General features: G+C 49.4%; 24 protein-coding genes. 11 read left to right on the plus strand and 13 right to left on the minus strand.

What is annotated here, in order from left to right; all coding sequences use genetic code 11:
• Window positions 1–122 precede the first annotated feature (122 nt).
• The gene (rplS, locus tag JMW05_RS07260) at window positions 123–542 is read left to right on the plus strand and encodes a 50S ribosomal protein L19 (RefSeq protein ID WP_201504654.1); all 420 of its coding nucleotides are present in this window, start codon (window positions 123–125) and stop codon (window positions 540–542) included.
• Window positions 543–723: 181 nt separating this feature from the next.
• On the opposite strand, the gene JMW05_RS07265 is transcribed toward rplS, so the two are convergent.
• Window positions 724–1,287, minus strand: a complete 564-nt coding sequence (locus JMW05_RS07265) for a DUF4442 domain-containing protein (RefSeq protein WP_201504655.1) — start codon at window positions 1,285–1,287, stop codon at window positions 724–726.
• Between the two features lie 216 nt (window positions 1,288–1,503).
• On the opposite strand from JMW05_RS07265, the gene uvrC reads away from it, so the two are divergent.
• A complete protein-coding gene (gene uvrC / locus JMW05_RS07270) occupies window positions 1,504–3,348 on the plus strand; it encodes an excinuclease ABC subunit UvrC (RefSeq protein WP_201504656.1) in 1,845 nt (614 codons plus the stop codon).
• Window positions 3,349–3,396: 48 nt separating this feature from the next.
• Here uvrC and JMW05_RS07275 read toward each other — a convergent pair whose 3' ends face one another.
• The 3 genes from JMW05_RS07275 to lgt all read right to left on the minus strand — a co-directional run bounded on the left by JMW05_RS07275 (window position 3,397) and on the right by lgt (window position 5,977).
• Window positions 3,397–3,975 (minus strand): dihydrofolate reductase, encoded by a 579-nt coding sequence (locus JMW05_RS07275; RefSeq protein ID WP_201504657.1) that lies wholly within the window; start codon window positions 3,973–3,975, stop codon window positions 3,397–3,399.
• Window positions 3,976–4,030: 55 nt separating this feature from the next.
• A complete protein-coding gene (locus JMW05_RS07280; protein WP_201504658.1) occupies window positions 4,031–4,891 on the minus strand; it encodes a thymidylate synthase in 861 nt (286 codons plus the stop codon).
• Between the two features lie 195 nt (window positions 4,892–5,086).
• Window positions 5,087–5,977, minus strand: coding sequence for a prolipoprotein diacylglyceryl transferase (lgt, locus tag JMW05_RS07285; RefSeq protein WP_201504659.1), 891 nt, complete (start codon window positions 5,975–5,977; stop codon window positions 5,087–5,089).
• 295 nt (window positions 5,978–6,272) lie between these two features.
• On the opposite strand from lgt, the gene JMW05_RS07290 reads away from it, so the two are divergent.
• Window positions 6,273–7,115, plus strand: coding sequence for an NRDE family protein (locus tag JMW05_RS07290; protein ID WP_201504660.1), 843 nt, complete (start codon window positions 6,273–6,275; stop codon window positions 7,113–7,115).
• A gap of 260 nt (window positions 7,116–7,375) precedes the next feature.
• Here the strand turns inward: JMW05_RS07290 and JMW05_RS07295 are convergent, their stop codons facing one another.
• Complete coding sequence (locus tag JMW05_RS07295; protein WP_199507516.1) at window positions 7,376–7,894, minus strand: RNA pyrophosphohydrolase; 519 nt, start codon at window positions 7,892–7,894, stop codon at window positions 7,376–7,378.
• A gap of 416 nt (window positions 7,895–8,310) precedes the next feature.
• Here JMW05_RS07295 and JMW05_RS07300 point away from each other — a divergent pair, with 416 nt between their 5' ends.
• Entirely contained in the window at window positions 8,311–8,724 is a 414-nt protein-coding gene (locus tag JMW05_RS07300; RefSeq protein WP_201504661.1) for an OsmC family protein, read from the plus strand.
• A gap of 14 nt (window positions 8,725–8,738) precedes the next feature.
• The gene (locus JMW05_RS07305) at window positions 8,739–9,167 is read left to right on the plus strand and encodes an MAPEG family protein (protein WP_201504662.1); all 429 of its coding nucleotides are present in this window, start codon (window positions 8,739–8,741) and stop codon (window positions 9,165–9,167) included.
• Here JMW05_RS07305 and JMW05_RS07310 read toward each other — a convergent pair.
• The gene (locus tag JMW05_RS07310; protein ID WP_201504663.1) at window positions 9,164–10,171 is read right to left on the minus strand and encodes a tRNA dihydrouridine synthase; all 1,008 of its coding nucleotides are present in this window, start codon (window positions 10,169–10,171) and stop codon (window positions 9,164–9,166) included. The two genes, JMW05_RS07305 and JMW05_RS07310, sit on opposite strands and share 4 nt — an antisense overlap.
• A gap of 78 nt (window positions 10,172–10,249) precedes the next feature.
• Between JMW05_RS07310 and JMW05_RS07315 the strand changes: the two genes are divergently transcribed.
• Complete coding sequence (locus JMW05_RS07315; RefSeq protein ID WP_201504664.1) at window positions 10,250–10,843, plus strand: hypothetical protein; 594 nt, start codon at window positions 10,250–10,252, stop codon at window positions 10,841–10,843.
• Window positions 10,844–10,903: 60 nt separating this feature from the next.
• Here the strand turns inward: JMW05_RS07315 and JMW05_RS07320 are convergent, their stop codons facing one another.
• From JMW05_RS07320 to JMW05_RS07345, 6 genes are all read right to left on the minus strand, one after another.
• Entirely contained in the window at window positions 10,904–12,400 is a 1,497-nt protein-coding gene (locus tag JMW05_RS07320) for a UvrD-helicase domain-containing protein (protein ID WP_201504665.1), read from the minus strand.
• Between the two features lie 138 nt (window positions 12,401–12,538).
• Window positions 12,539–13,366, minus strand: coding sequence for a twin-arginine translocase subunit TatC (gene tatC, locus JMW05_RS07325; RefSeq protein WP_201504666.1), 828 nt, complete (start codon window positions 13,364–13,366; stop codon window positions 12,539–12,541).
• Window positions 13,363–13,959, minus strand: coding sequence for a Sec-independent protein translocase protein TatB (gene tatB, locus JMW05_RS07330; RefSeq protein ID WP_201504667.1), 597 nt, complete (start codon window positions 13,957–13,959; stop codon window positions 13,363–13,365). Before tatB ends, tatC begins: the two co-directional genes overlap by 4 nt.
• Before the next feature lie 74 nt (window positions 13,960–14,033).
• Window positions 14,034–14,273, minus strand: a complete 240-nt coding sequence (gene tatA, locus JMW05_RS07335) for a Sec-independent protein translocase subunit TatA (RefSeq protein ID WP_201504668.1) — start codon at window positions 14,271–14,273, stop codon at window positions 14,034–14,036.
• A 236-nt stretch (window positions 14,274–14,509) separates the two neighbouring features.
• Window positions 14,510–15,325, minus strand: coding sequence for a bifunctional phosphoribosyl-AMP cyclohydrolase/phosphoribosyl-ATP diphosphatase HisIE (gene hisIE, locus JMW05_RS07340; protein ID WP_201504669.1), 816 nt, complete (start codon window positions 15,323–15,325; stop codon window positions 14,510–14,512).
• Window positions 15,326–15,417: 92 nt separating this feature from the next.
• The gene (locus tag JMW05_RS07345; protein WP_227691474.1) at window positions 15,418–15,861 is read right to left on the minus strand and encodes an acyl-CoA thioesterase family protein; all 444 of its coding nucleotides are present in this window, start codon (window positions 15,859–15,861) and stop codon (window positions 15,418–15,420) included.
• A 525-nt stretch (window positions 15,862–16,386) separates the two neighbouring features.
• Between JMW05_RS07345 and rpmI the strand changes: the two genes are divergently transcribed.
• The 5 genes from rpmI (at window position 16,387) to JMW05_RS07370 (ending at window position 21,257) form a co-directional block, all read left to right on the plus strand.
• On the plus strand, window positions 16,387–16,584 hold the full coding sequence (gene rpmI, locus JMW05_RS07350; RefSeq protein ID WP_199507532.1) for a 50S ribosomal protein L35: 198 nt from the start codon (window positions 16,387–16,389) through the stop codon (window positions 16,582–16,584).
• Between the two features lie 45 nt (window positions 16,585–16,629).
• Window positions 16,630–16,986, plus strand: coding sequence for a 50S ribosomal protein L20 (gene rplT, locus JMW05_RS07355; RefSeq protein ID WP_201504670.1), 357 nt, complete (start codon window positions 16,630–16,632; stop codon window positions 16,984–16,986).
• Between the two features lie 261 nt (window positions 16,987–17,247).
• The gene (gene pheS, locus JMW05_RS07360; protein WP_201504671.1) at window positions 17,248–18,303 is read left to right on the plus strand and encodes a phenylalanine--tRNA ligase subunit alpha; all 1,056 of its coding nucleotides are present in this window, start codon (window positions 17,248–17,250) and stop codon (window positions 18,301–18,303) included.
• A gap of 74 nt (window positions 18,304–18,377) precedes the next feature.
• Entirely contained in the window at window positions 18,378–20,786 is a 2,409-nt protein-coding gene (gene pheT, locus JMW05_RS07365) for a phenylalanine--tRNA ligase subunit beta (RefSeq protein ID WP_201504672.1), read from the plus strand.
• Window positions 20,787–20,957: 171 nt separating this feature from the next.
• Entirely contained in the window at window positions 20,958–21,257 is a 300-nt protein-coding gene (locus JMW05_RS07370) for an integration host factor subunit alpha (RefSeq protein WP_201504673.1), read from the plus strand.
• 530 nt (window positions 21,258–21,787) lie between these two features.
• On the opposite strand, the gene JMW05_RS07375 is transcribed toward JMW05_RS07370, so the two are convergent.
• Window positions 21,788–22,177, minus strand: a complete 390-nt coding sequence (locus JMW05_RS07375) for a hypothetical protein (RefSeq protein WP_201504674.1) — start codon at window positions 22,175–22,177, stop codon at window positions 21,788–21,790.
• Window positions 22,178–22,497: the final 320 nt, after the last annotated feature.

Raw genomic sequence — 22,497 nt, forward strand, 5'->3', positions numbered from 1 at the left:
ATAATGATGACCTCTAACCCATACCCTTTGACGTCATGGCTTTGTATTTGAAGTTATGACATTTATTACAAACAGGTGATACGCGTGAAGCCTCTATCATCTAATGTGAGGAGAGAACTCTCATGAGCAACAAGCATCCATTGGTTCAGGTCATTGAAAACGCTCAATTGCGTGAGCACCCAAGCTTCGCACCAGGCGACACTGTCGTGGTTCAAGTAAAAGTACGTGAAGGTGAGCGTGAGCGTCTACAGGCCTTTGAAGGCGTTGTTATCGCTAAGCGTAACCGTGGCCTAAACTCTGCATTTACCGTACGTAAAATCTCAAGCGGTATCGGTGTAGAGCGTGCCTTCCAGTTGCACTCACCACTTATCGACAGCATTGAAGTGAAACGCCGTGGCGCTGTTCGCCGTGCGAAACTATACTACTTACGTGAGCGTTCTGGTAAATCAGCTCGTATCCGTGAAAAGCTTGGTGCGCGTCCAGCACAGACCAAAACTGACGCTGGTGTACCTGATGCGGTTGAGACTGCACCTGGTATCTAAGTACCAAGATAGCCTTGTGACGATACTTCGCAGGTCGTGACAAGGCAAAGAGATACAAGCCCTTATTCATAGGTTTATTTATAAATAAGCAGGCGTACCAAAAAAGACAAAACCCCAGTTTGTGCTGATGCCAAACTGGGGTTTTTGTTTGTTAAAAACAATCATAAAGGATGTAAATCCTTTAGCCTTCATGCGCCTCGTTGATGATTTGGCTGGATTGATCTGCCGATTTGCTGTGCTTACGCAGGCGGATATAGACGGTTTTGCTGACCGTCGCCACCACTTTTTGTTGGTCATCGACGATATCGACCGTGTATTCACGAAACACAGGTGCGCCTTCTTTTGCCAGCTCTTGAATGTCGGAAATCTCCGAGCTTGGGATTTTGATACGTGCAGTGACCTTGTCGTGACCCGGCGCGATAAAGTCAATCTTGGCGCTTTTGTCCCACACCACGTAGCCGCTACCCAGCTGGCGCATCAATATCAGCATATAAAATGGGTCGGTCATTGAGTACAGACTGCCACCAAACTGAGTGCCCACCACATTCTTATTAAGCGCGGTTAACGGCATGCTCACCACACACAGCCCTTGGTCCAAATCAATGTGCTCAACCTTGATACCTGCACCCACATAAGGGGCGTAGGTGTTGATACGCAATTTAAGCAGATGAGGCGTGAGTAGGGGTATGATGTTTTTTTTCGCATTGCGCTTTAGGGTCTCTAATCTTTTCGGCAATAAACTCATGTACTTATCCTTTCATCCTTCATATAAAATCCATGGCCGAACACCATCCCTAGTGCCGTGCCATTTAACAATCAAAAGATTTCTATCATAATTAAAAACGCGCTTATCAGCCAGTTGTAAAGCGTAACGAGCCGTGTATCGGCGCGCAGATGGCTTGCAAAACCGTGGCGATTCCCCATAATAAAAGCACTCATTTTGTTTGATAAGCAGGGTTTTATGGCAGAGACACAAGCATCGACGTCTAAGGACGACAAGCAAGCAAGGCTTAAGCACTTAATCAAACGGCTGCCCAATTTGCCTGGCGTTTATAAGATGCTCGGTAAAAATGGCGACATTTTATACGTTGGTAAGGCAAAATCACTAAAAAGCCGCGTCAACAGCTACTTTGCCAAAACCATCGACCACCCAAAGACGCGTGCCTTGGTGGCGCGTATTCACGATATCGAAACCATCATTACCCGCAGTGAGACCGAAGCGCTATTGCTCGAGCAGAATCTGATTAAAGAGCATCGCCCGCCGTATAACGTGCTGCTGCGCGATGACAAGTCCTATCTGTATGTGTTTATCTCAGCGGACAAGCCCTATCCGCGTTTGGCTTATGGACGCGGCAAGGGCAATCATCAAAAGGGGCGTTTTTTTGGGCCGTTTCCGTCCGCGCACGCGGCAAAAGAAACCTTACTGCTTATGCAAAAAATGTTTCAGATGCGCCAGTGTACCAACACCTTTTTTCGTCAGCGTAAGCGCCCTTGCCTTGAATATCAAATCAAACGCTGCCGTGCCCCTTGCGTGGGGCTGGTGTCGCCTGAAGAATACAATGAGGATGTGAACAACACCATTCGCTTTTTAAAAGGTGACTCCAGTGACATCCACGGCGCGCTTATTGACAAGATGGAGCATGCGGCAGAGGGGCTGGACTTTGAAAAAGCGGCTTTTTATCGCGACCAGCTGTCGATGCTGCGCGAGGTGCAAGCCAAACAAGCGGTCTACACCGTGCAAGGCGAGGCTGATGTCATTGCCATTGATAGCCAAGCGGGCATGACCTGCGTTAATGTGCTGACGGTACGCGGCGGGCGGGTGCTTGGTGGTAAAAACTATTTTCCTGACATCGACAGCAGTGAGCCGATTGAAAATAATTTATCGGCGTTTATCACCTCGTTTTATTTTCAGGTGACCGACGACTTGCCCGCCGAGATTATTTTAAGTCACGACACCCCAGACCGTGCGGCACTGGCCGAAGCGCTCAGTACGCATTTTGGCAGTAAGGTGGTGATTAAGGTCAATGTACGCGAGCACCGTGCAGAATGGCTACAACTGGCGAACCTCAATGCCAGCAACGCGCTAAAAACCAAACTCGGTGACTATCTGGAGCTGCACGCCCGCTTTGGTGCGCTCAAGTCGGTACTGGCAGACGTCAGCGAGCGCGAGATTGACCGCATCGAATGCTTTGATATCTCGCACACCATGGGCGAGGCAACGGTCGCCAGCTGCGTGGTGTTTGACCAAGGCGGCGCGCGCAAACGTGACTACCGTCAGTATGCCATTCACGACATTCAAGGTGGCGATGACTATGCGGCGATGAAGCAAGCGCTCACGCGCCGTTATAAAAAACAGCCACTGCCTGATTTATTATTGATTGATGGCGGTAAAGGTCAGCTGAATATGGCAAAAGAAGTGCTGACCGAGCTGGGTATTTTGGATGACACTTTATTGATTGGTGTGGCCAAAGGCGAGGGGCGCAAGGCGGGACTTGAGGTGTTACACTTTTTGCAGCATCCACCGCTCGATTTACCGATGGACAGCAAGGCGCTGCATTTATTGATGCATATTCGTGATGAGGCGCACCGTTTTGCCATCACCGCGCACCGCAAAAAACGCGACAAGCGTCGCTCGTCATCGGTATTAGAAGTCATTCCAGGATTGGGGGAGAAGCGCCGCCGCGATTTGCTGAACCACTTTGGCGGGATACAGCAGCTGTTGGGCGCATCGGAAACCGAGTTGGCAGGTGTGCCGGGTATCGGTAAAGTGCTGGCGCGTACCATTTATAAAGTCTTGCACGAATAGTGATTGTACCAGACGTTATAAACGGCGCACGCGTGGTGTCAATGTGCTTTACGCAGAGGCGCTGCGCTCATAGCGCACGAACCGATAGCTCAGATTGCTGTTGTCATCGTGCTGCTCAGCGCTTTCTTCTGCGGTGCTAAAGGCAGGCGGCAGCTCAGGATAAAACGCGTCGCCGTCTTCGATATCGGTATCTACCAAGGTCAGCTCTACGCGGTCGGTGTAGCGCAGCGCGTCACGGAACACACGCTCGCCACCAATCACCCATACGGTGTCTAAATGCATGCCATGTGCCAAGCTCGCCGCAGACGTCAGTGCGTCATCCAGATTGTGCATCACGTGTACGTACGGACGCATGTCTAAGGCATGTGTCTTGGCATAGTCCATATCGCTTGTGATAATAAAACAGACGCGCTTTGGTAGTGGCTTGCTGCCCATCGATTCAAACGTTTTACGCCCCATAATCACAATGCCGCTCATACCATCGGCATGGTCGTTGTCACTGGTAGTCAGCTGCTTAAAATGCTGCAAATCGGCTGAGATATGCCAAGGCAGCGCATTGTCTTTGCCAATGCAGCGGTTGCGGCTGATGGCAGCGATTTGGGCGACTTGTGTACCGGCGTAACTCATAATGAATCCTTGTTTTTGTTCATTTTATTATGCCCGAACGCACGCACAGCGCAGGTTATACCGCGACGGGTGCCTTGATGGTCGGGTGCGATTCATAATTATGAACGTGGATATCCTCATAAGTAAAGGCAAAAATGTCTTTGACTTGTGGGTTTAACTGTAACGAAGGTAAGGGCATAAGTTCACGCCCAAGCTGGGTTGCCACTTGCTCAAGGTGGTTTTGATAAATATGGCAATCACCGCCCGTCCACACAAACTCGCCAACCTCAAGCCCGCACACTTGGGCAATCATGTGCGTGAGTAGCGCGTAGCTGGCGATATTAAAGGGCACGCCCAAGAACAAATCTGCCGAGCGCTGATACAGCTGGCACGATAATTTATTGTCCGCCACAAAAAATTGAAACAGCGTATGACACGGCGGCAGCGCCACTTGGTCCGCCTCGCTGGGGTTCCAGCCTGAGACAATCAGACGGCGCGAGTTGGGGTTATTTTTTATCTGCTCAACAAGGTTGGCAATTTGGTCAACACCATCGCGGTTATAGTCGCCATCGGCGTTTTTACTCGCGCCATAGTTGCGCCATTGATGTCCATAAATCGGACCCAAATCGCCTTCGCGGCGGTTAAAGCGCGCGGTTTGCGCGGCGGTCGCCCACTCATTCCAAATGCGTACGCCGTGTTCTTGTAGATAGCCCACGTGCGTATCGCCGCTTAAAAACCACAGCAGCTCATACACGATGGATTTAAAATGCACTTTTTTGGTGGTCAATAGCGGAAAGCCATCGCTTAAATCAAAGCGTAATTGCGCGCCAAAATGACTGAGCGTGCCTGTGCCTGTGCGGTCGCCTTTGACCGTGCCGTGCTCGCGCACATAATCTAGCAGCTCAAGATAAGCGCGCTCGTTTTTACTGTGTATCATAACTGTCGTACCTAAAGCTTAAAAAATGTGCCCGTATTTATCAATGATATAGCCATTACTTAATAAAAAAGACACATCATGACCAACTCGCTCGATTTAATAGTATTTTTCTTGCTTGCTGTGACTGCGTCTCCAGAGGCTACGAAAAATACCATTAAGTCTCGCTTTGTCTTATTTATAAAGAGTTTACTATAACTATGCTGAATAAGTGGCCTGTTTGCCCCAATCATAGATGCCGCGCTTGTATGCGTAGGCGAGCATAAACAGCCCCAAAATAATCATCGGTGCGGTTAGGATTTGTCCTTTAGTCATCCAGCCAAAGAGGATAAAGCCTTGGTCGGCATCGGGCTGGCGGAAAAATTCGATAATAAAACGGCTCAAACCATAGCCCAATAAGAACAGCGCAGAGACCGCCATACGCGGACGCGGCTTGCTTGAGAACCACCACAAGATGATGAATAACAACAACCCTTCGGCAAAGGCTTCGTACAGCTGCGATGGGTGGCGCGGCAGCACGTACTGACCGTTTACTTCAATCGCCAAGCGCTGCAAGCTTGGGTCTTGTTGCAGCAGCTCGGCATCAAAGGGCGCGGCTTGCGGGAAATACGTCAGCCAGTTGTAGCCGCCATCAGAGACGCGTCCCCACAGCTCGCCATTGATAAAGTTGCCTAGGCGACCAAAGAGTAAGCCTGTTGGTACACATGGCGCGATAAAATCGAGCACCTGAAACGGGGTCTTTTTGTACTTACGTGCAAAAAACCACATGCCCAGCACCACGCCGATAAAGCCGCCGTGGAACGACATGCCGCCTTCCCACACGCGCAGCAAGTAGGCAGGGTTTTGTAGCAGCTCGCCGAACTGGTAAAAGAGCACATAACCAATGCGCCCGCCCAGAATCACACCCAGCGCCCCATAAAACACCAAGTCCGACACCATATCCGCTGACCACGCATCACGCTTGGTACTGCGATACCATGCCAAGCCATAAGCGGCGGCAAAGGCGAGCAAATACATCAGTCCATACCAATGGACTTGTACAGGCCCAAGAGAGAGGGCAACAGGGTCAAACTGAGGATGAATCATCATAATGAGTACTTAGTGACGCGCGTTGGCGTGTGTAGTGAGACAGTTGAAAACCAAACCATAAGGCGACACATCGCCGTGGCGCTGGCTTGTAGCGGTCATATATCAGGGTGACAACGGCAATCAGTTGCCCAAAATTGACCAGCGTATCATAGCAAAAAACGACATAAATAATAAGTCATGTCTGAGTGAGATGCGTAACCAGACCTCGCATCACTGTAGCCATGCAGGGTCATCAGCGCGGTAGAGGCTGTGCTATAGTGGCGTGTAACATCATGGTCACCATCTAGGAGCGCTTATGTGTATTGTCGCCATCGCTTGGCAGTTGTTTGATGAGCTGCCATTGGTGCTATTGTCCAACCGCGATGAGTTTTTCCAGCGTCCAACCAAGTCGCTACATCAGTGGTCTGATCAGCCCATCTATGCAGGTCGTGATGAAAAAAGTGGCGGGACATGGCTGGGTATTCATCAGCAGCCGCTAGCAGAGGCAGAGGCAGCGGGCGAGCATAGTACCGTTTATCAACAAAACGGACGTTGGGCGGCGGTACTCAACTTTCGTGATGGGGTGCAGGCGAACAGTCAAGAGCGCTCACGCGGTGAATTGGTGACGCATTTTTTGACCAGTGCGCTCAGCCCGATGGCGTTTGCACGGCAAATTGATTTACAACAGTATGCAGGTTTTAATTTGATTGTCGGTGACGCTGGGCAGGCGGTCATGGTGAACAATCGCGGACATGCGCCGACGCCGCTCTATGCAGGACTGCATGTGATTTCAAATGGTCAGCCAGAGGAGCGCTGGTTTAAGACTGAGCGCTTGCGCGCGCGCCTGCGTCAAGAGGTGCTGCCGCTGATTGCGGAAGACCCTACGCCAGAGTACTGGCAGCCTGCTGCTTTTGCTGTGTTGTCCGACAGCACCTTAGCCACTGCCACTGAGCTGCCTGATACAGGTATTGATAAGGCGATTGAACACGCGCTGTCGTCGATTTACATTCGTACAGGTGAGCCTCGCGCAAAGGATGGCAAAAACCTGCTGTCCAATTATGGTACCCGCACGCAAAGCATTTTGACATTATGGCGCGTTCTTGATGCTAAGCCATCTACCGTCGATATAAGTGCCTGTCTTATCAGCCGTGAGACTTAGGGCATGTCATCAATGAGACCATTCAAGAATGTAGCGGTCTTAAACTGGCTAAATCTTGCCAAATATCGTCAAAAATTTTGTGAATATACCGATATTCTCTGCAATTTTTTCCTTGTTTGACTGCGATTTATCTTATTTTAAGCCTCGCTATCTCAATGATGACACGCCCAAAAAGCTTAAAGATAAAGGTTTACTTCGCCCATAAAAAAAACCTGCCGCTTTACCTCACAAAATGAGCTAAAGCGGCAGGTAAGGCAGCGTCACACAATCAAATGATTGTCTTGCTTGGGCAAAATCAGCTCAGGCTTGAGTGGCAGCTCACGCGCAAGCTCTTGCAATGCCCGACGGTAGACGCCGCGTTTAAAGTGAATGACTTGACCGAGTGGATACCAGTAGCTGACCCACTGCCAATGGTCAAACTCAGGTTTACTCGCATCAAAGCGAATGTGTTGTGTGTTCGGCTCATCTAAGCGCAGCAAAAACCATTTTTGTTTTTGCCCAATACACAAAGGTTGTTGTCCATGACGTACGTAACGTTTAGGTAGCCGGTAGCGCAGCCAGTCTTGAGTGACTGCCAACAGCTCGACATGGCGGGGATACAGTCCCACCTCTTCCCAAAGCTCGCGATACATCGCATCCATCGGCGTCTCCCCGCGGTCGATACCGCCTTGAGGAAACTGCCAAGCGTTGTGACCAATTCGTTTTGCCCACAGAACTTGCCCTTGTGTATTTGCCAAGATGATGCCGACGTTGGCGCGAAAGCCATCTGCATCTATCATGACGTGACCTTATAAAAAATTAAAATGACTCGTTTTATGTCCTGCATCACGTATCGACCATAGTTATTATTGGGTGGCAGATACAAACAAAAACCATAAAACCAGTGTGATTACTGTTATTAAACCAAGAATCGAGCAAAATGTGTAACAATATTTTGCTATAAAATGTTTCACAAGATTAAATCAATAAAATCATTGATTTATGCAAAGCAGGCACTGCGGGCAATTTTGGACAAACTGGCGCAAATTTTGGTATTTTTTACCGCTTTTAGACAGGCAGTTGTGTGCCGTATGCGCCTTACCCATAAGGCAGCAATGCGCTGGGCACAATCTTGGTTTTTGCTTGTGCTACACTAATGCCCTTTGGCAACGATTTTTAAAACCACCGTAAAAGATGATGAGTATAAGGACGGGTTATGGCAGAACTTAAAGCAAGCGTAACGTGGCAAGAAGACAAAGCCTTTTTGGGCGTGGCACCCTCAGGGCACGAGGTACAGCTCGATGCCAATAAAGAAAAAGGCGCAAGCCCGATGGAATTGGTACTGCTCGGTTTGGGCGGCTGCGCAAGCTACGATGTGGTGTCTATTTTACAAAAATCGCGCCAAGAGGTGACCGACGTGCGCTGTGAGCTGACCGCGCAGCGCGCTGATACCGTACCTGCGGTATACACCGACATTCACCTGCATTTTATTGTCACAGGTAAGGATGTTAAAGAAAAGCAAATCGAGCGCGCGATTCATCTGTCTGCCGATAAATACTGTTCAGCCAGTCGTATGCTGGTCGATGGCGGCGTGAACATCACGCATGATTACGCATACATCGCAGAATAAAGGCAGTAGAGATTATGAGTGCATGGGTTGAGATGATGACGGACAACCGCGCAGCGGGTGCCATATGGGCGATGGTGGCGGCGTGCTTGTTGCCGTTTGTGATGACGATGGTCGCCAAGCTGGCAGGCGGGTTTCGCCCGTCGGACAACGCCTATCCGCGCGAGTTTTTGTCACGCACCTCAGGCATGGCCGCTCGCGCCAATGCCGCGCAGCAAAACAGCTTTGAGACGCTGCCTATCTTTTTGGTGGCGGTGGTGGTCGCTATGCTGTTTTTTGTGCCGCAAGGGGTGATTAATAAACTGGCGTGGCTGTATGTGCTGATTCGTATCGGCTACTGCGCCGCGTACGTGAGCAATTTTGCTTTGTTTCGCTCGATTTTATGGCTGTTGTCGATGGCGTGCCCTGCCATGCTGTTTTATCTGGCGATACGCATCAGCGGTTAAGCCATCGTTAGTGAACCATGCGCACGCAAGGTGTTTTGTAAGGCAGCAATAATGGCTGCCTTATTTTTTTCGCGTTTAATGTCATTCCATATCGTCTGCGCTTCAGGATAGCCTTTGCTCAGCATCCCCAGCCACTGCTTATAGCGTCCGATCAGCACCGTATCGTTTTTCGCTTCACCTTGTAAAAAGGCAATTTGATGCGGCACGAGCGCCTGCCAAGACAGCGTGCGCGTATCATCAATATCAGGCGTATCAATACGCGCCACCAAGTCAGGGCGCGTCACCGCCCCGCGTCCGAGCATCAAATGCTGCGTGCCTGCCTGCGCCATACACTGCGCGGCGTGACTGTGCTGCCAAATCTCACCATTGGCAATCACGGGTATCGGCAAGCTGTTAAACGCCAAGATTTTATCCCAATATGCAGGCGGCTTGTAGCCTTGGGTCTTGGTGCGAGCATGGATGGTCAGCCAATCCGCGCCGCTGGCTTCAATCGCTCCGCGAATGTCGTCCATGCGCGAGGTGTCAGTATAGCCCAAGCGAATCTTTGCCGATACAGGAATGTCGTCAGGGACAGCGCGGCGTACGGCATGGATAATCTCGTACATCACCTCAGGCTCATCGAGCAGTACCGAGCCGCCACGGTGGCTATTGACCGTTTTTGCGGGGCAACCAAAGTTAATATCAATGGCAGGCGCGCCAAGCTCGGCAGCGTAGGCGGCGTTTTCTGCCATCAGTTGCGCGTCACTGCCGAGTAGCTGCACATGAATCGGTGTGTTTGATGCGGTCTTAGATGCCGTTAATAGCTCAGGCACGTATTTATAAAACACGTGCGCGGGCAAGACGTGCTGCGTCACCCGAATAAACTCACTAACCGACCAATCATAAGGACGCCCCAAATCAGTTGCAATCTGTGTAAGAATCTGGCGCATCAGCGGATCGGTCAAGCCCTCCATGGGCGCAAGGAGACGGACGGGGTGGGGGAAGAGTTTATTTGAAAAATTCATTAGGCTTATACAAACATAAATAAATGAGGCATATGATAACGTATCTGTATTTTAATAGTAGACCAAAAGGAAACAGTCATGGGTATAGATGTAGAAAGTGCTTGTTCAACCTGTAAGGAAATATTTTGGCTAGGATCTGCTAAAGAATATAAATGGTCAGGATTTCAGTTTGGTAATCGGCAGGTTTTTTCTTGGTTTGCCAGACATGCGCACCCTAACTGCAAGGTCTTTATAGGCAATGATCATGGATCATTATATTTATGGGAAGCTGATTTAACAGAGGAGCAAAGGAAGCTTTTTAAGTATATGGCTTACGATACAGAAAATAGTCACTGGTACTGTGTTTATACTGAAGAAAGTCAAGATGATGTTGACTCACTAAGTTATTTCCCTAATCTATACGTTAGAGATCATGAAGTCAGCCAACCTACAACTTCAGAAGGTGAAACTATACAGGCATTATCCATTGCTTTCAACGTGTCTGATATAAGTGCAGTAGATGCGAACGAAGATGACCTTAGAGAAATTAAACGCTTTAAAAATCCTTTAATCGTACGCTATAAGGACTTGGCAATAGAAGACACTACTACTGAGTGGGCACATCAAATTTTTTATCTTTCATCTTATTCTGTTTTTTTGTCTGTGAGCTTAGCCAATAATTTAAATTGCTAGTACAAAACATGATGAGTGTCGAATAAGCAACGGGCTTACGTTAAGCGATTCAAGCCAGACTTAAGACCCATAAATCACCTTTTTACCTGCCTGCAATCCTGAAATCAAGCCTTGGATGTTTTGAATATCGAGCGTGCCTTGGGCGCGGGTGCAAGCAACGTACAACAAGCGCAGCTCCTCAGGACTGATTTTAATACCATGCGTGGTGAGGTCATAATAAAAGTCATCATCGAGCTGTACGCGTCCCCATTCCAGCCCCTTTGCCTTGTGCGCAGTTGAGATAATGTAGTCGGCATTATTGACCTCGGTCAGGCTATTGACCGCTTGGCTCAGTACCTGCGTGCCGTGGTCATCGACCAGCTTGACCAGCGTTTTTAGGTCGCTGCCCTCACTGGTCTCGGCGTACTCTTGCACATCGGACCAATTATAAAAATACGCCAGCTCAGGCACGCCATACGCGGACTTGCCATGTTTTAAATTTTCAGCGGCTTGGCAAAATTTCAGCATACGCTCGGTGTCGGCTTGTAATGCCACACGGTGTCCGAGCTTAAGCCCTGTCAGCAGTTGCACCATCGCAGCGGCATTGGTACGGCACAAGATGGCGTCTTTACTGCCGTGTGCGGAGATGCGTTCGGTGCTAGAGGTGCGCGCAGGATTGCCCTTTAAAGGAATGTCTTCTTGCAAGGCTTTTAATAAGGTATTGGCAACCTCGGCAATCGGCTCACCAAAGCGGAACGACTGCGTCAGTAGCGTTTGCGGCAAAGGCAGCTTTTTCATGGCATTCACCGCGCCGCGCCACTCATAAATCTGTTGGTGCGCATCGCCCACATAGATGACCTGTTTAGATTGCTGAGTCAAAATACCCATCATCAGCGGGTCGGCATCTTGCGCCTCATCAAACAAAATAAAATCGGCAGGAATGCTCGGTTTTGAAAGCGCCCACAGTTTGAGATAAATGTCATGCCCGATACCCGCAGGATGACGCGGGTCAATTGATTGCAGCCAGCGCTTTTCAACCGCAGGATATAGCGTCTCGCGCAGCTGCTCTTGGTCGGCATCCATCATCCAATTGGGAAACTGCAAATGACGCGGCGCAGGGTAACTGGCGTGCGTGCTACAAAAATAACTGATGGCATCACTGACAAAGCGCGCCAGCTTAGCAGGAGTAAGGTTGACGTATTTATACACGCCATCCATCTGCCGCCGTACTTGCACGGTCTGTAAGCCTAAATCGTCGCCCAAGCGCTTGGGGGAAAAGCGCGGCAAAGACAGCTTGGCAGTAATGTCACGCGGTACATGACGATAGGCGAGCGAGTGAAAGGTGCGGCAGTCCACGTGCTCAGGGAATTTGCCTCTTGCTTCGGTAGCGATGGCTTTGTTAAATGCCAAATACAGCCCACGCCCGCGCAGCCGCTCGCCAATCAACTTAAGCGTTGTCGTCTTACCCGCGCCTGCGTATGCCACTACCTTAAACGACTGCCTGTCCATTGCCATATTGAGCGCATTTAGCTGCTCATCTGTGGGATGGCTCATATACGTGGGCATCGATGAAGACATAATAGGCAACCTACAGGGCAAAAGACCACCGGACACCCCGCCGTACTGTCTGAATATGCCTAAGGGCTGACAGTGTAGCGAGGAGTGATGGTAATGATAAAAAAGAAGGTGGGGCAGATAAGTCGCGGCGCGAATGACTTATGTAGACGCGGCGTCACTACCGCGCTGGTCAGTGATGAGTAACGCTGCCAATAGCAACCCCAGCTCAAACAACAGCCACATCGGAATGGCGAGCATCAGCATAGATACCCCATCGGGTGGCGTGACCACTGCCGCGACTGCAAAGCAGCCAACGATAATGTATCGCCGCTTGTCCTTGAGACTCTCAATGGAGACGATACCGACCAATATCAACAGTAACGTAACGACAGGAATCTCAAAGGTTAAGCCAAAGACCATAAACAATTTCATGGCAAAGCTCAGATAACTGTCGATATCGGTCATCGGCATGACGTTTTGCGGCGCAAAGGTGATAAAAAACTTCAGCACCCCTTTTAAGACCACAAAATAGGCGAACGACACGCCGGCATAAAACAGCACAATCGAGGACACCAATACAGGAATGGCAATGCGCTTTTCTTTACGGTACAGCCCTGGCGCAATAAACGACCAAATCTGATACAAGATATACGGCATCGCTATAAACGCCGCCACAAATACGGTCAAGCGAATGGGCGCCATAAAGTTGGAGGTGATGTCTGTGGCAATCATAGTCGCATTGGCAGGCAACTGCGCCACCAGCGGCTCAGACAAAATATCGTACAGCTTGCGCGAAAAGCCCACCAGTCCCAAAAACACTACCAATATCGCCACGCAAATCTTAATCAAATGCGCACGCAGCTCAATCAAATGCTCAGTAATGGGCATCTCAGCCAGCGCATCGGTCACGCCATCTATACTGGGACTGTCGGTGGTAGCGTGCGCATCATTGGCTTTGTCGGCGGGTTTGCGCTTGAGTAGGCTCATGATGCCTCCTGAGGCGCGTTACGGGCAGCGGGCGGCTGGTGAGTGTAGAGCAGGGTATCGGCTTGATAGTTAGGCAGACGCGGGGCAGGCGGCAGGCGGCGCGCCTTGTCATACGCGCCTAGATAAAACCACATATTTTCCCATGGGCGGGTCATGATTGGGACATCGACAGCAGTATTGTCTTTTGCTAAGTTATCTGCTGAGGTGTCGTCATTATCGATATTCATATCAGCAGCGGCGGCACTTGCGGCAGCGGCGCTTACTTGTGACGTGCTTTGGTTGGCAGTAGTCGCGCCAGTGGTGGTATGAGCCGACTGTTTTAGTTCCTGCATATTGCTGCGCATCGCGGCGATTTCTTGCTGCATTTGCGCTTCAGTTTGGCGAATCTTTGCCAGCTCCTCTTGCATTTGCTTACGCGTCTCTGCCAAGTCCAGCTCCGCCTCAATCTCAGATTGCAGCGTGGTGACGGTGCGGCGCAGCTTGGCATACCACTGACCAGCGGTGCGCGCCGCTTGCGGTAATTTTTCTGGACCGAGCACAATCAAGGCAATCACGCCGAACAGCAACAGCTCAGAGAATCCAATATCAAACATAAGCGCTCAATACCGCCCGTAACGATAAAAAAGTATCAGCCATCAAAACCTACCTGCCTTAGCGTCAGCACGGATTATACGTGGTGCTTGTCTTTTTCTGTGCTGATGCTGGCATCATCGATGGCGTGCGCCTTTTCGTGGTCAAGCACACGCTGCTTGTTGGCGTGCTCGGTTTGCTCGTCTTTCACCGCGTCTTTAAAGCCTTTGACCGCACCGCCCAAATCTTTGCCAGCGTTTTTAAGCTTGGAGGTTCCGAACACCACCACAACCACCACCAACAAAATCAGCCAATGCGTAATAGAAAAACTGCCCATACTGGGTATCCTTATGTCTTGAAGAGACGTACTGTCTATTTTAGCACCTTTTGCTCATTCGCCGCATCTTAACCTGCAAATATGAAAGTTTGATGTATTGGCATAAATAAATGCCTGCTACAAAAGGACAGGCACAAAGGTGTCACAGTCAATACGCGCTATTATAACGCGTCTATAGGACAAATAGGAGGGTGTGCGTTGACGCATTTAGTAAAAAATACTGCCAAGTCAATCACTTACTTTGATGGCGTGCGCGCGGCTTTCTCATCGATGCCTGATAGACCAAAACGTCTGCCAAGCTCATCTAAGACCGCATCTGATGAGATATCAAACCACGATAAGGCAACCAAGCTATGAAACCACACGTCCGCCGTTTCATAAATCAGCTCACGGCGCGCCTCGCTGTCGCCTTTATTGGCATCGAGGTCTTTGGCAGCGATGATGCTCTCGACGCTCTCTTCACCGACTTTTTCTAAGATTTTATTTAAGCCTTTGGCATAGAGGCTTGCCACATACGAGCTGTCAGGGTCAGCGGCTTTGCGCTCGGCAAGTACCGCGTCCAGTTGCGCCAGTATTGCGGTCGTATCGCGCGCGTGCGCGTCAGTCTGTGTGTTTGATGTTGATTCAGGTGCAGGTGGGGTGTTTGTTGCTTGATGATAGATGTCTTTGGGGTCTTTTAAGATGGCATCGACACTCTCCCAAGTTGGCGTGTCGCTATCGGTATCTAAGCGGCGATAAAAGCACGATTCGCGCCCTGTATGGCAGGCAATACCGCCGATTTGGGTGATTTTTAGAATAATGACATCGGCATCACAGTCGAGATAGATGTCATGGACTTGCTGGGTGTGCCCTGAGGTCTCCCCTTTGTGCCACAAGCGGTTACGTGAGCGTGAAAAATAAATGGCCTCTTTGCGCTCAGCGGTCAGCGTGAGCGCTTCAGCGTTCATCCACGCCATCATCAAAACACGGCCAGATTGCTTATCTTGAGCAATTGCAGGAATCAGTCCGTCAGCATTAAAGCTGACCTTATCAAGCCAAGCGGGTGTCATCATTATCGGTACGCCATCTTATATCAAGTCAAAGAACCGCACAGTAAAGAAACCACCTGCACGACCAGAAGCGTTAAAGATAGCATAGGATTCTGTTACAGCTCAAACGGTTGCGGCTCAAGCGCCTCTTTTAACAGCTCATTCATAGCCACAGTGCGATTTAAGCGATAATCGTAGTTAATAAAGTGCATGTGCGCCCCTGCGACCAATGAGCCGTCGTACATCCGCGTCACTTTGATGGCAATCTCGCCACCTTGCTCATCCAAAGACTCAACCCCAACCTCAAAGAGCAGCTCTTCACGCGCCCGTACGCGACTGCTTACGGACAGTTGCAGATTGTCGGTCAATAGTCCTTGGTATTCGGCATTCATCTCCTTAATACCTTTAGAGTATAAAAAGCGGGCACGCGCTTCTGAAAGCTGCGCGGTCAGTGCCTCAAGGGTTAAGTACTGAGTGCTGTCTATCTCAGTATTGCGCACACGCATGACTGTCTCAAAGACAAACACCCTGCTATCAAACGTCAGATCTTGGTGTATCAACGTCGTCTCCTGCAATGATATGTGATGGCCTAATAGAATGTGGCAGCATGATGATGCGGGCTTACGCACTGCCAGTAATTAACATTCATCAACGAAAATAAAGCCGAAAATACTTATATTAAGAATAGGTTGCGGCTAAAGCACAAGTGCTAAACTTGATTTTAGCCTCATCCTTACTAAAACATAGCTTGTGTTTGGTTTCAATCAATTTAGGGATAAGCGGTAGAATTCTAAGGCTCATTTTATAATCAATACAGCCGCCTGTTGGCAAGCGCTGCGCGTATAGAGGCTTAAGATGGTACTGGACACGCATTATCGTCACGATTTTGCCCAAAAGTCTGTCACGATTGGCAAAACGGTGCTTGGCAAAACAGGATGCATTCTGCTAAAATACCGCCTCCCACCTCAAGGCAGAGTGTCTGATTTATATCAGATAAGACTCTGACGACAAGGTTCTTACTTTATCTGTCTGGTTTGATACGCCTTGGTGCATCAAACGACAACAAAGACAAAGAGGCAACTCACATGAAAGTGAAGATGAAAACCAAGCGTGGCGCTGCCAAACGCTTCAAAAAAACAGCGACTGGCTTTAAGCACAAGCAAGCGTTCAAAAGCCATATCTTGACCAAGAAATCAGCTAAGCGTATTCGCCAATTGCGCGGTCTTAAGATGGTACACAAGTCTGACGAAGCTGCTATTCGTCGTATGTGCCCATACATCTAATCGACACGCATTATCTGAATCTTAACTAATATCTTGGAGTAAATTATGGCCCGTGTAAAACGTGGTGTACAGGCGAATCGCCGTCACAAAAAAATCCTAAAACGTGCTAAAGGCTATTACGGCGCTCGTTCACGCGTCTATCGCGTAGCGGTACAAGCAGTAACCAAAGCTGGTCAGTACGCTTACCGTGACCGTCGTAACAAGAAACGTACTTTCCGTCGTCTATGGATTGCACGTATCAACGCTGGTGCACGCATCAACGGTCTAAGCTACAGCCGCTTTATCAACGGCCTTAAAAAAGCCAACATCGAAATCGATCGTCGCGTTCTAGCTGACATCGCGATGCACGACGCTGCTGCTTTTGGCGCGTTGGTTGAAAAAGCAAAAGCTCAGCTAGCCTAAGGTATCAACGCTACGGCGTATCTTAGCTACTGATTAAAAAAAGCTACCGCTGGTCGGTGGCTTTTTTTATGTGTATAGGGTCGATTGGTGATAGACTAGCTGTCCATCATTGTCCCTTATTTGCCAGTGGCGCTATTACCGCCATGGTCAAAAGGCGACCCACCGCGGCGCAGGCAATGCCCTGCGGATGGTAAATGGTTTGCAATATCCCATTAAATCTTTACAATAAATAGTCTGTTCAAATCAGGAATACTGCGTCTTATGACTACCCCTGCTGCTACCAACGATTTGTCGGCGTTACCGACCTTATCTGAGACACTAAGCGACATTGGCCAACAGGACTTCAGCACCTTTATTGATGCGGCAATCGCTCACATTGAGCACGCGGATAGTGCTGCTGACTTGCAGCAGCTGCGCGTCACGCTGACGGGTAAAAAAAGCGCCCTGACAGGCTGGTCAAAGCAGCTGGGCAAACTCGATGCCGACGCCAAAAAAAGCTATGGCGGCATGTTGCATGACGTGCGCAGTCGTATTCAAGCGGCATTGAGCGAGCAGCAGCAAGTGCTGGACGCCAAAGCATTAAATGCCAAGCTAGAAGCCGAACGTATTGACATCACCTTGCCAGCACGCGGCGCACAAAAAGGGCATCTGCATCCTGTGACCATGATTACCCAGCGTATGCAGCAGTTTTTTGTGCAGGCGGGTTTTAACGTGGCAACAGGTCCTGAGGTTGAAAGCGACTACTATAACTTTGAAGCGCTTAACATCCCCTCGCACCATCCTGCGCGTGCGATGCATGACACCTTTTATTTTGATGCGCATTATTTGCTGCGTACGCACACCAGTCCTGTACAGATTCGTACCATGGAAGACAAAGCGCCGCCGATTCGCGTGATTTGTCCTGGTCGTGTGTACCGCTGTGACTCTGACCAGACGCATTCACCGATGTTCCATCAGCTAGAGGGCTTGATGGTCACCGAGTCAAGCACCTTTGCTGAGCTTAAAGGCTTAATCAGTGAGTTCTTAGAAGCGTTCTTTGGTAAGACGTTGACCGTGCGTTTTCGTCCGTCTTTCTTCCCATTCACTGAGCCATCAGCAGAAGTCGATATCTTAACCGACAGCGGCAAGTGGCTTGAGGTGATGGGCTGCGGTATGGTACACCCGCAAGTCTTGACCAACTGCGGTATTGATAGCGAAAAATACACAGGCTTTGCCTTTGGTATGGGCATTGAGCGCTTTGCCATGCTGTATTACGGCATTGATGACTTGCGTCTGTTCTTCCAAAATGACGTGCGCTTTTTAAAGCAGTTTGGCTAACCAAACCTCCTTACTTATAGATAAGGTTATCCAACCTTATCGCCCTTATTTTGATATTTTGATTCGAGACAGTTATGAAAATCAGCGAACAGTGGCTACGTCAATGGGTAAATCCTGCTATCAGCAGTGCAGCACTTGCTGAGCAGCTGACGATGGCGGGTCTTGAGATTGACGATCGTTATAGTGTGGCGCGTGCGTTTAGTGGTGTGGTCGTGGGTGAAGTCGTTGAAGTTGCGCCGCATCCTGATGCCGACAAGCTGCGCGTGACCAAGGTCAACATTGGCAATGATGAGCCGCTACAAATCGTCTGCGGTGCGCCCAATGTGCATGTGGGTATGAAAGCCCCTGTGGCGACCATTGGCGCGGTACTGCCAAGCGATGACGCCAAAGGCTTTAAGATTAAAAAAGGCAAGCTACGCGGTGTGGCGTCACACGGTATGCTGTGCGGCGCTTCAGAGATTGACTTGGTCGATGAGATTGACGGTCTGCTTGAGCTGCCTGCGAACGCGCCTGTAGGCGTCGATATCCGTGATTATTTGGGTCTGGACAATCAAATCCTAGACATCTCCATCACGCCAAACCGTGGTGACTGCTTTAGCGTACGTGGTATCGCGCGCGAGCTTGCGGTGATTAACGCGCTCACTGCGCAAACGCCCAGCATTCCTGATGCGCTAGAGGCGCACAGTGATGCCATTCACGCGCCGACTGTACGTTTGAGCGCTGATGAGGCGTGCCCGCGTTATTTATTGCAGCGTATTGATGGCATTGACCGCAGTATCGCCACGCCAAAATGGCTACAAGATGCCTTGCTGCATTCAGGTTTGCGCAGCCATAACTTTTTGGTCGATGTGACCAACTATGTGTTGCTAGAGTTGGGTCAGCCGCTGCATGCCTTTGATGCCGATTGTATTGAAGGCGCGGTTGACGTGCGTCTGGCGCAGGCGGGCGAAACGGTAACCTTGCTTAATGACCAAAGCGTGACGCTAACAGGTGACGAGCTGGTGATTGCCGATAGCCAAGGGATTCTAGCACTGGCGGGCATCATGGGTGCCAAACGTGGCAGCGTCTCAGATGAGACGACCAACATCGTGATTGAAAGTGCGTTTTTTGCGCCGCTTGCCATTGCAGGGCGTGCACGCCGCTTTGGTCTGCATACCGATGCCTCACAGCGCTTTGAGCGCGGGGTCGATTTTGAGTTGCCAGCGATGGCACTTGCGCGCGCAGCCGACATCATCACCAGTGTTGCAGGCGGGCAGGTCAGTAGCCTTGTGGTCACTGAACAAGTCGGCTATCTGCCGACCCGTGCGCCAATCACTCTACCGATTGCCAAAGTTAAAGACGTCTTAGGCATCGAGATTGCTGCCGATGAGATGCAGCGTATCTTAACGCAGCTGGGCTTTGACGTTGAGCTGCAAGCGGACGCATTGGTGTGTACGCCGCCGTCATACCGCTTTGATATGAGTATCAAAGAAGACCTCATCGAAGAGATTGCGCGTATTTACGGCTACGACAATATTCCAAGTGCGCTGCCTGCGCTAAAAGTCAGCATGGATTATGACGATACCGCCGACTTGACCTATTACTTTAAGCGCGCGCTGGTGGATATCGGCTACATGGAAGCCATCAGCTTTAGCTTTAGCGATGCTAAGCTTGAAGCGATTTTAAATGATGATGCGCTGGGTGAAGTGCTGGCACTGGCGAATCCCATCTCAAGTGACTTGGCAGTCATGCGTCGTACCCTGTTATCGAGCTTGCTACCTTGTGTACAATACAACCTAAACCGTCAGCAGTCGCGTATCCGCTTTTTTGAGACAGGGCTTAGCTTTGTCGGTCAGCGAATCAGCGAGCTGGTACAGACCCCAAGCATTGCTTTGGTGTCGGTCGGCGACGTTTGGGACGAGCAGGCATATCAAAACCGCAGCAGCGACTTTTTTGATTTAAAGCACGATGTTGAGCAGCTGTTGCCTGTGGGTATCGATCCTGCACGCGTGCGCTATGAGCGTGCGGACTTGGACTTTTTGCATCCTGGTCAAAGCGCCAAGCTGTATATTGATGAGGTGTATGTTGGCTGGCTTGGACAGCTGCATCCGAACACCGGTAAAGCACTGGACTTGCCCAGTACTTGGGTTGCCCAATTGGCACTTGCGCCGCTGCTTGACTTGGCGCGTGAGATGCACGCCATTGCCACGCCCAGCAAGTTCCCACAAGTGCGCCGCGATATTGCGATTCTTGTCGATGAAGCCATCAGCGTGCAGACCTTACAGACCACCATTCGCCAAACGGCAGGCACACTGCTAAGCGATGTGTTCTTGTTTGATGTTTATCAAGGTGAGCACGTACCAAAAGGTCAGCGTTCACTTGCGTTTGCCCTGATTTGGCAAGACAAAGCGCAAACCTTGTCTGATGACACCGTCAAGCAAGCTACCGATGCTGTGATTGCTGCCCTAACTACCCAGCATCAAGCGCAGTTACGCGACAGTTGATGCTGCTACAAGTATAACCATCATGTTATAATGGCTATAGTCCCATAAATATTGCCAATACCAAGTAGTCCACGCTATCTTGGTATTGGCTGTTTTTGTGGTGTTGTTAGCCAATTATCATACCGCCACATCATGTGACGTGAATTACCCGCCTAGGCTAGGAGATGTACTGTGAGTACTTTGACCAAATCTGATATGATTGAGCATTTGATGAGCCACCTCAACCTGACCCGCCAAGAAGGACGCTGTCTGGTTGAAGGTTTCTTTGATGAGTTATCAGAAAGTCTGATTGAGGGCAAGGAAGTAAAACTCTCAGGTTTTGGCAACTTTGAGCTAAAAGACAAAGACAGTCGTCCTGGTCGTAATCCGAAAACAGGCGAAGCCGTCGCTGTCTCAGCACGCCGCGTGGTCACCTTTAAAACAGGACAAAAATTCCGTCAAAAAGTCGACGAGCACCTGTTAGAGGTTTAACCATCACTACCGCCAGTTTATGACCTTGCGATTGCTTTCATTAACATCAGCAAGGTCATACTGGGCACGCCTTTTATCATCACGTCTTTTTTAGCAATGATACGATGCCGACATACAGGCAATGGCATTGCTGTATCCGCAACTGTCCTTTCTTCATAAAATATCTATTGTTGCACGACTGCAAGTCTCTTTTATACCTATCGGTTTACTCTCCAAATAGCAAATTCAAGCATGCTGCGCATCTGTCTAAATCGCCCTCGTAGATTGATTTTTTAAGCAGCAAGTCTTTGTATAAACCCCATTTATGAGACGATTTTTTGGGCTGCTTATTGTCTTAGGGATGGTAGAGCTGTCAAATACAAGCAACACGGAGATAGAGACTATTGCCAAAGACGATACATCGACTGCGCTTGATCTTTCCGCCTTTAAAACAACGACTGTCTGTTATAAGGACGGTCAACCCAAAATACAGACATAAAAAAAGAGAGCGTAAGCTCTCTTTTTCGTACCACATACGTGTACTGTCAGAATTACTGAGCAGTAGTAGTAGCTGGCTCTTCAGTAACGGTAGCGTCAGCAGGAGCGTCAGCAGCTGCAGCAGCTTCTGCGTCCATAGCGTTAGTGCCGGCATCGATGTCAGCAGTAGCGCCGCCGTCAGCTGGTACTTCAGCGTCGATTTCAGTAGTAGCAGTAGCGTCTTGAGCTTCAGCGATGTTTGCTTCAGCGTCAGCTACAGCAGCGTCAGCGCCTGCAGTTGCTTCGCCTTCAGTAGCAGCTTGGTCAAGCTCTTGCTGTGCGTCTTGCACTTCTTCTTGCGCGTCAGATAGATCTTCAGCAGCGTTTTCTTTGTTGCTGTCACAGGCAGTTAGGCCCATAGTTGCAGTCATGATACCAGCTAGAGCAAGTAATTTAAGTTTCATATCTAAATCTCCAAAAAATGAAATGAGCAGAAGCCGCAAAAAAAAAGAAAACACTTGGAAACTTTAGGTATCCAAATGTGCTAGTCACAGCTCCTCAGCTTTCACGCATTCTATAGTCTTTTTTATGAAATGAAAAGAGGTTGTACAATTGAGTAACAATAAAATTTGTAAATAAATTTACACATCTTCATTTTGGTATTGTTTTTAATACAACATCGATTCTTACTTTTCGTATAATTGATTGTATCAGTCAGATAGGCCTCAATAATTTTCGTATTCTAGCATGCGTTTTCTTTAGGTAAATAAATCTTATGTCACTA

The organism is Psychrobacter aestuarii, from assembly GCF_904846035.1.
In the GTDB taxonomy this organism is placed as follows: Bacteria; Pseudomonadota; Gammaproteobacteria; order Pseudomonadales; family Moraxellaceae; genus Psychrobacter; species Psychrobacter aestuarii.

Bases quoted from the DNA above. Each gene is read 5' to 3' on its own strand.
- JMW05_RS07295 (WP_199507516.1), bottom strand. From the start codon at position 7,894: ATGATAGATGCAGATGGCTTTCGCGCCAACGTCGGCATCATCTTGGCA.
- JMW05_RS07310 (WP_201504663.1), bottom strand. From the start codon at position 10,171: ATGAATTTTTCAAATAAACTCTTCCCCCACCCCGTCCGTCTCCTTGCG.
- pheS (WP_201504671.1), top strand. From the start codon at position 17,248: ATGACTACCCCTGCTGCTACCAACGATTTGTCGGCGTTACCGACCTTA.
- JMW05_RS07265 (WP_201504655.1), bottom strand. From the start codon at position 1,287: ATGAGTTTATTGCCGAAAAGATTAGAGACCCTAAAGCGCAATGCGAAA.
- tatA (WP_201504668.1), bottom strand. From the start codon at position 14,273: ATGGGCAGTTTTTCTATTACGCATTGGCTGATTTTGTTGGTGGTGGTT.
- JMW05_RS07315 (WP_201504664.1), top strand. From the start codon at position 10,250: ATGGGTATAGATGTAGAAAGTGCTTGTTCAACCTGTAAGGAAATATTT.
- lgt (WP_201504659.1), bottom strand. From the start codon at position 5,977: ATGATGATTCATCCTCAGTTTGACCCTGTTGCCCTCTCTCTTGGGCCT.
- JMW05_RS07280 (WP_201504658.1), bottom strand. From the start codon at position 4,891: ATGATACACAGTAAAAACGAGCGCGCTTATCTTGAGCTGCTAGATTAT.
- rplS (WP_201504654.1), top strand. From the start codon at position 123: ATGAGCAACAAGCATCCATTGGTTCAGGTCATTGAAAACGCTCAATTG.
- rplT (WP_201504670.1), top strand. From the start codon at position 16,630: ATGGCCCGTGTAAAACGTGGTGTACAGGCGAATCGCCGTCACAAAAAA.
- hisIE (WP_201504669.1), bottom strand. From the start codon at position 15,325: ATGATGACACCCGCTTGGCTTGATAAGGTCAGCTTTAATGCTGACGGA.
- tatC (WP_201504666.1), bottom strand. From the start codon at position 13,366: ATGAGCCTACTCAAGCGCAAACCCGCCGACAAAGCCAATGATGCGCAC.
- pheT (WP_201504672.1), top strand. From the start codon at position 18,378: ATGAAAATCAGCGAACAGTGGCTACGTCAATGGGTAAATCCTGCTATC.
- uvrC (WP_201504656.1), top strand. From the start codon at position 1,504: ATGGCAGAGACACAAGCATCGACGTCTAAGGACGACAAGCAAGCAAGG.
- JMW05_RS07275 (WP_201504657.1), bottom strand. From the start codon at position 3,975: ATGAGTTACGCCGGTACACAAGTCGCCCAAATCGCTGCCATCAGCCGC.
- JMW05_RS07375 (WP_201504674.1), bottom strand. From the start codon at position 22,177: ATGAAACTTAAATTACTTGCTCTAGCTGGTATCATGACTGCAACTATG.
- rpmI (WP_199507532.1), top strand. From the start codon at position 16,387: ATGAAAGTGAAGATGAAAACCAAGCGTGGCGCTGCCAAACGCTTCAAA.
- JMW05_RS07290 (WP_201504660.1), top strand. From the start codon at position 6,273: ATGTGTATTGTCGCCATCGCTTGGCAGTTGTTTGATGAGCTGCCATTG.
- JMW05_RS07300 (WP_201504661.1), top strand. From the start codon at position 8,311: ATGGCAGAACTTAAAGCAAGCGTAACGTGGCAAGAAGACAAAGCCTTT.
- JMW05_RS07320 (WP_201504665.1), bottom strand. From the start codon at position 12,400: ATGTCTTCATCGATGCCCACGTATATGAGCCATCCCACAGATGAGCAG.
- tatB (WP_201504667.1), bottom strand. From the start codon at position 13,959: ATGTTTGATATTGGATTCTCTGAGCTGTTGCTGTTCGGCGTGATTGCC.
- JMW05_RS07305 (WP_201504662.1), top strand. From the start codon at position 8,739: ATGAGTGCATGGGTTGAGATGATGACGGACAACCGCGCAGCGGGTGCC.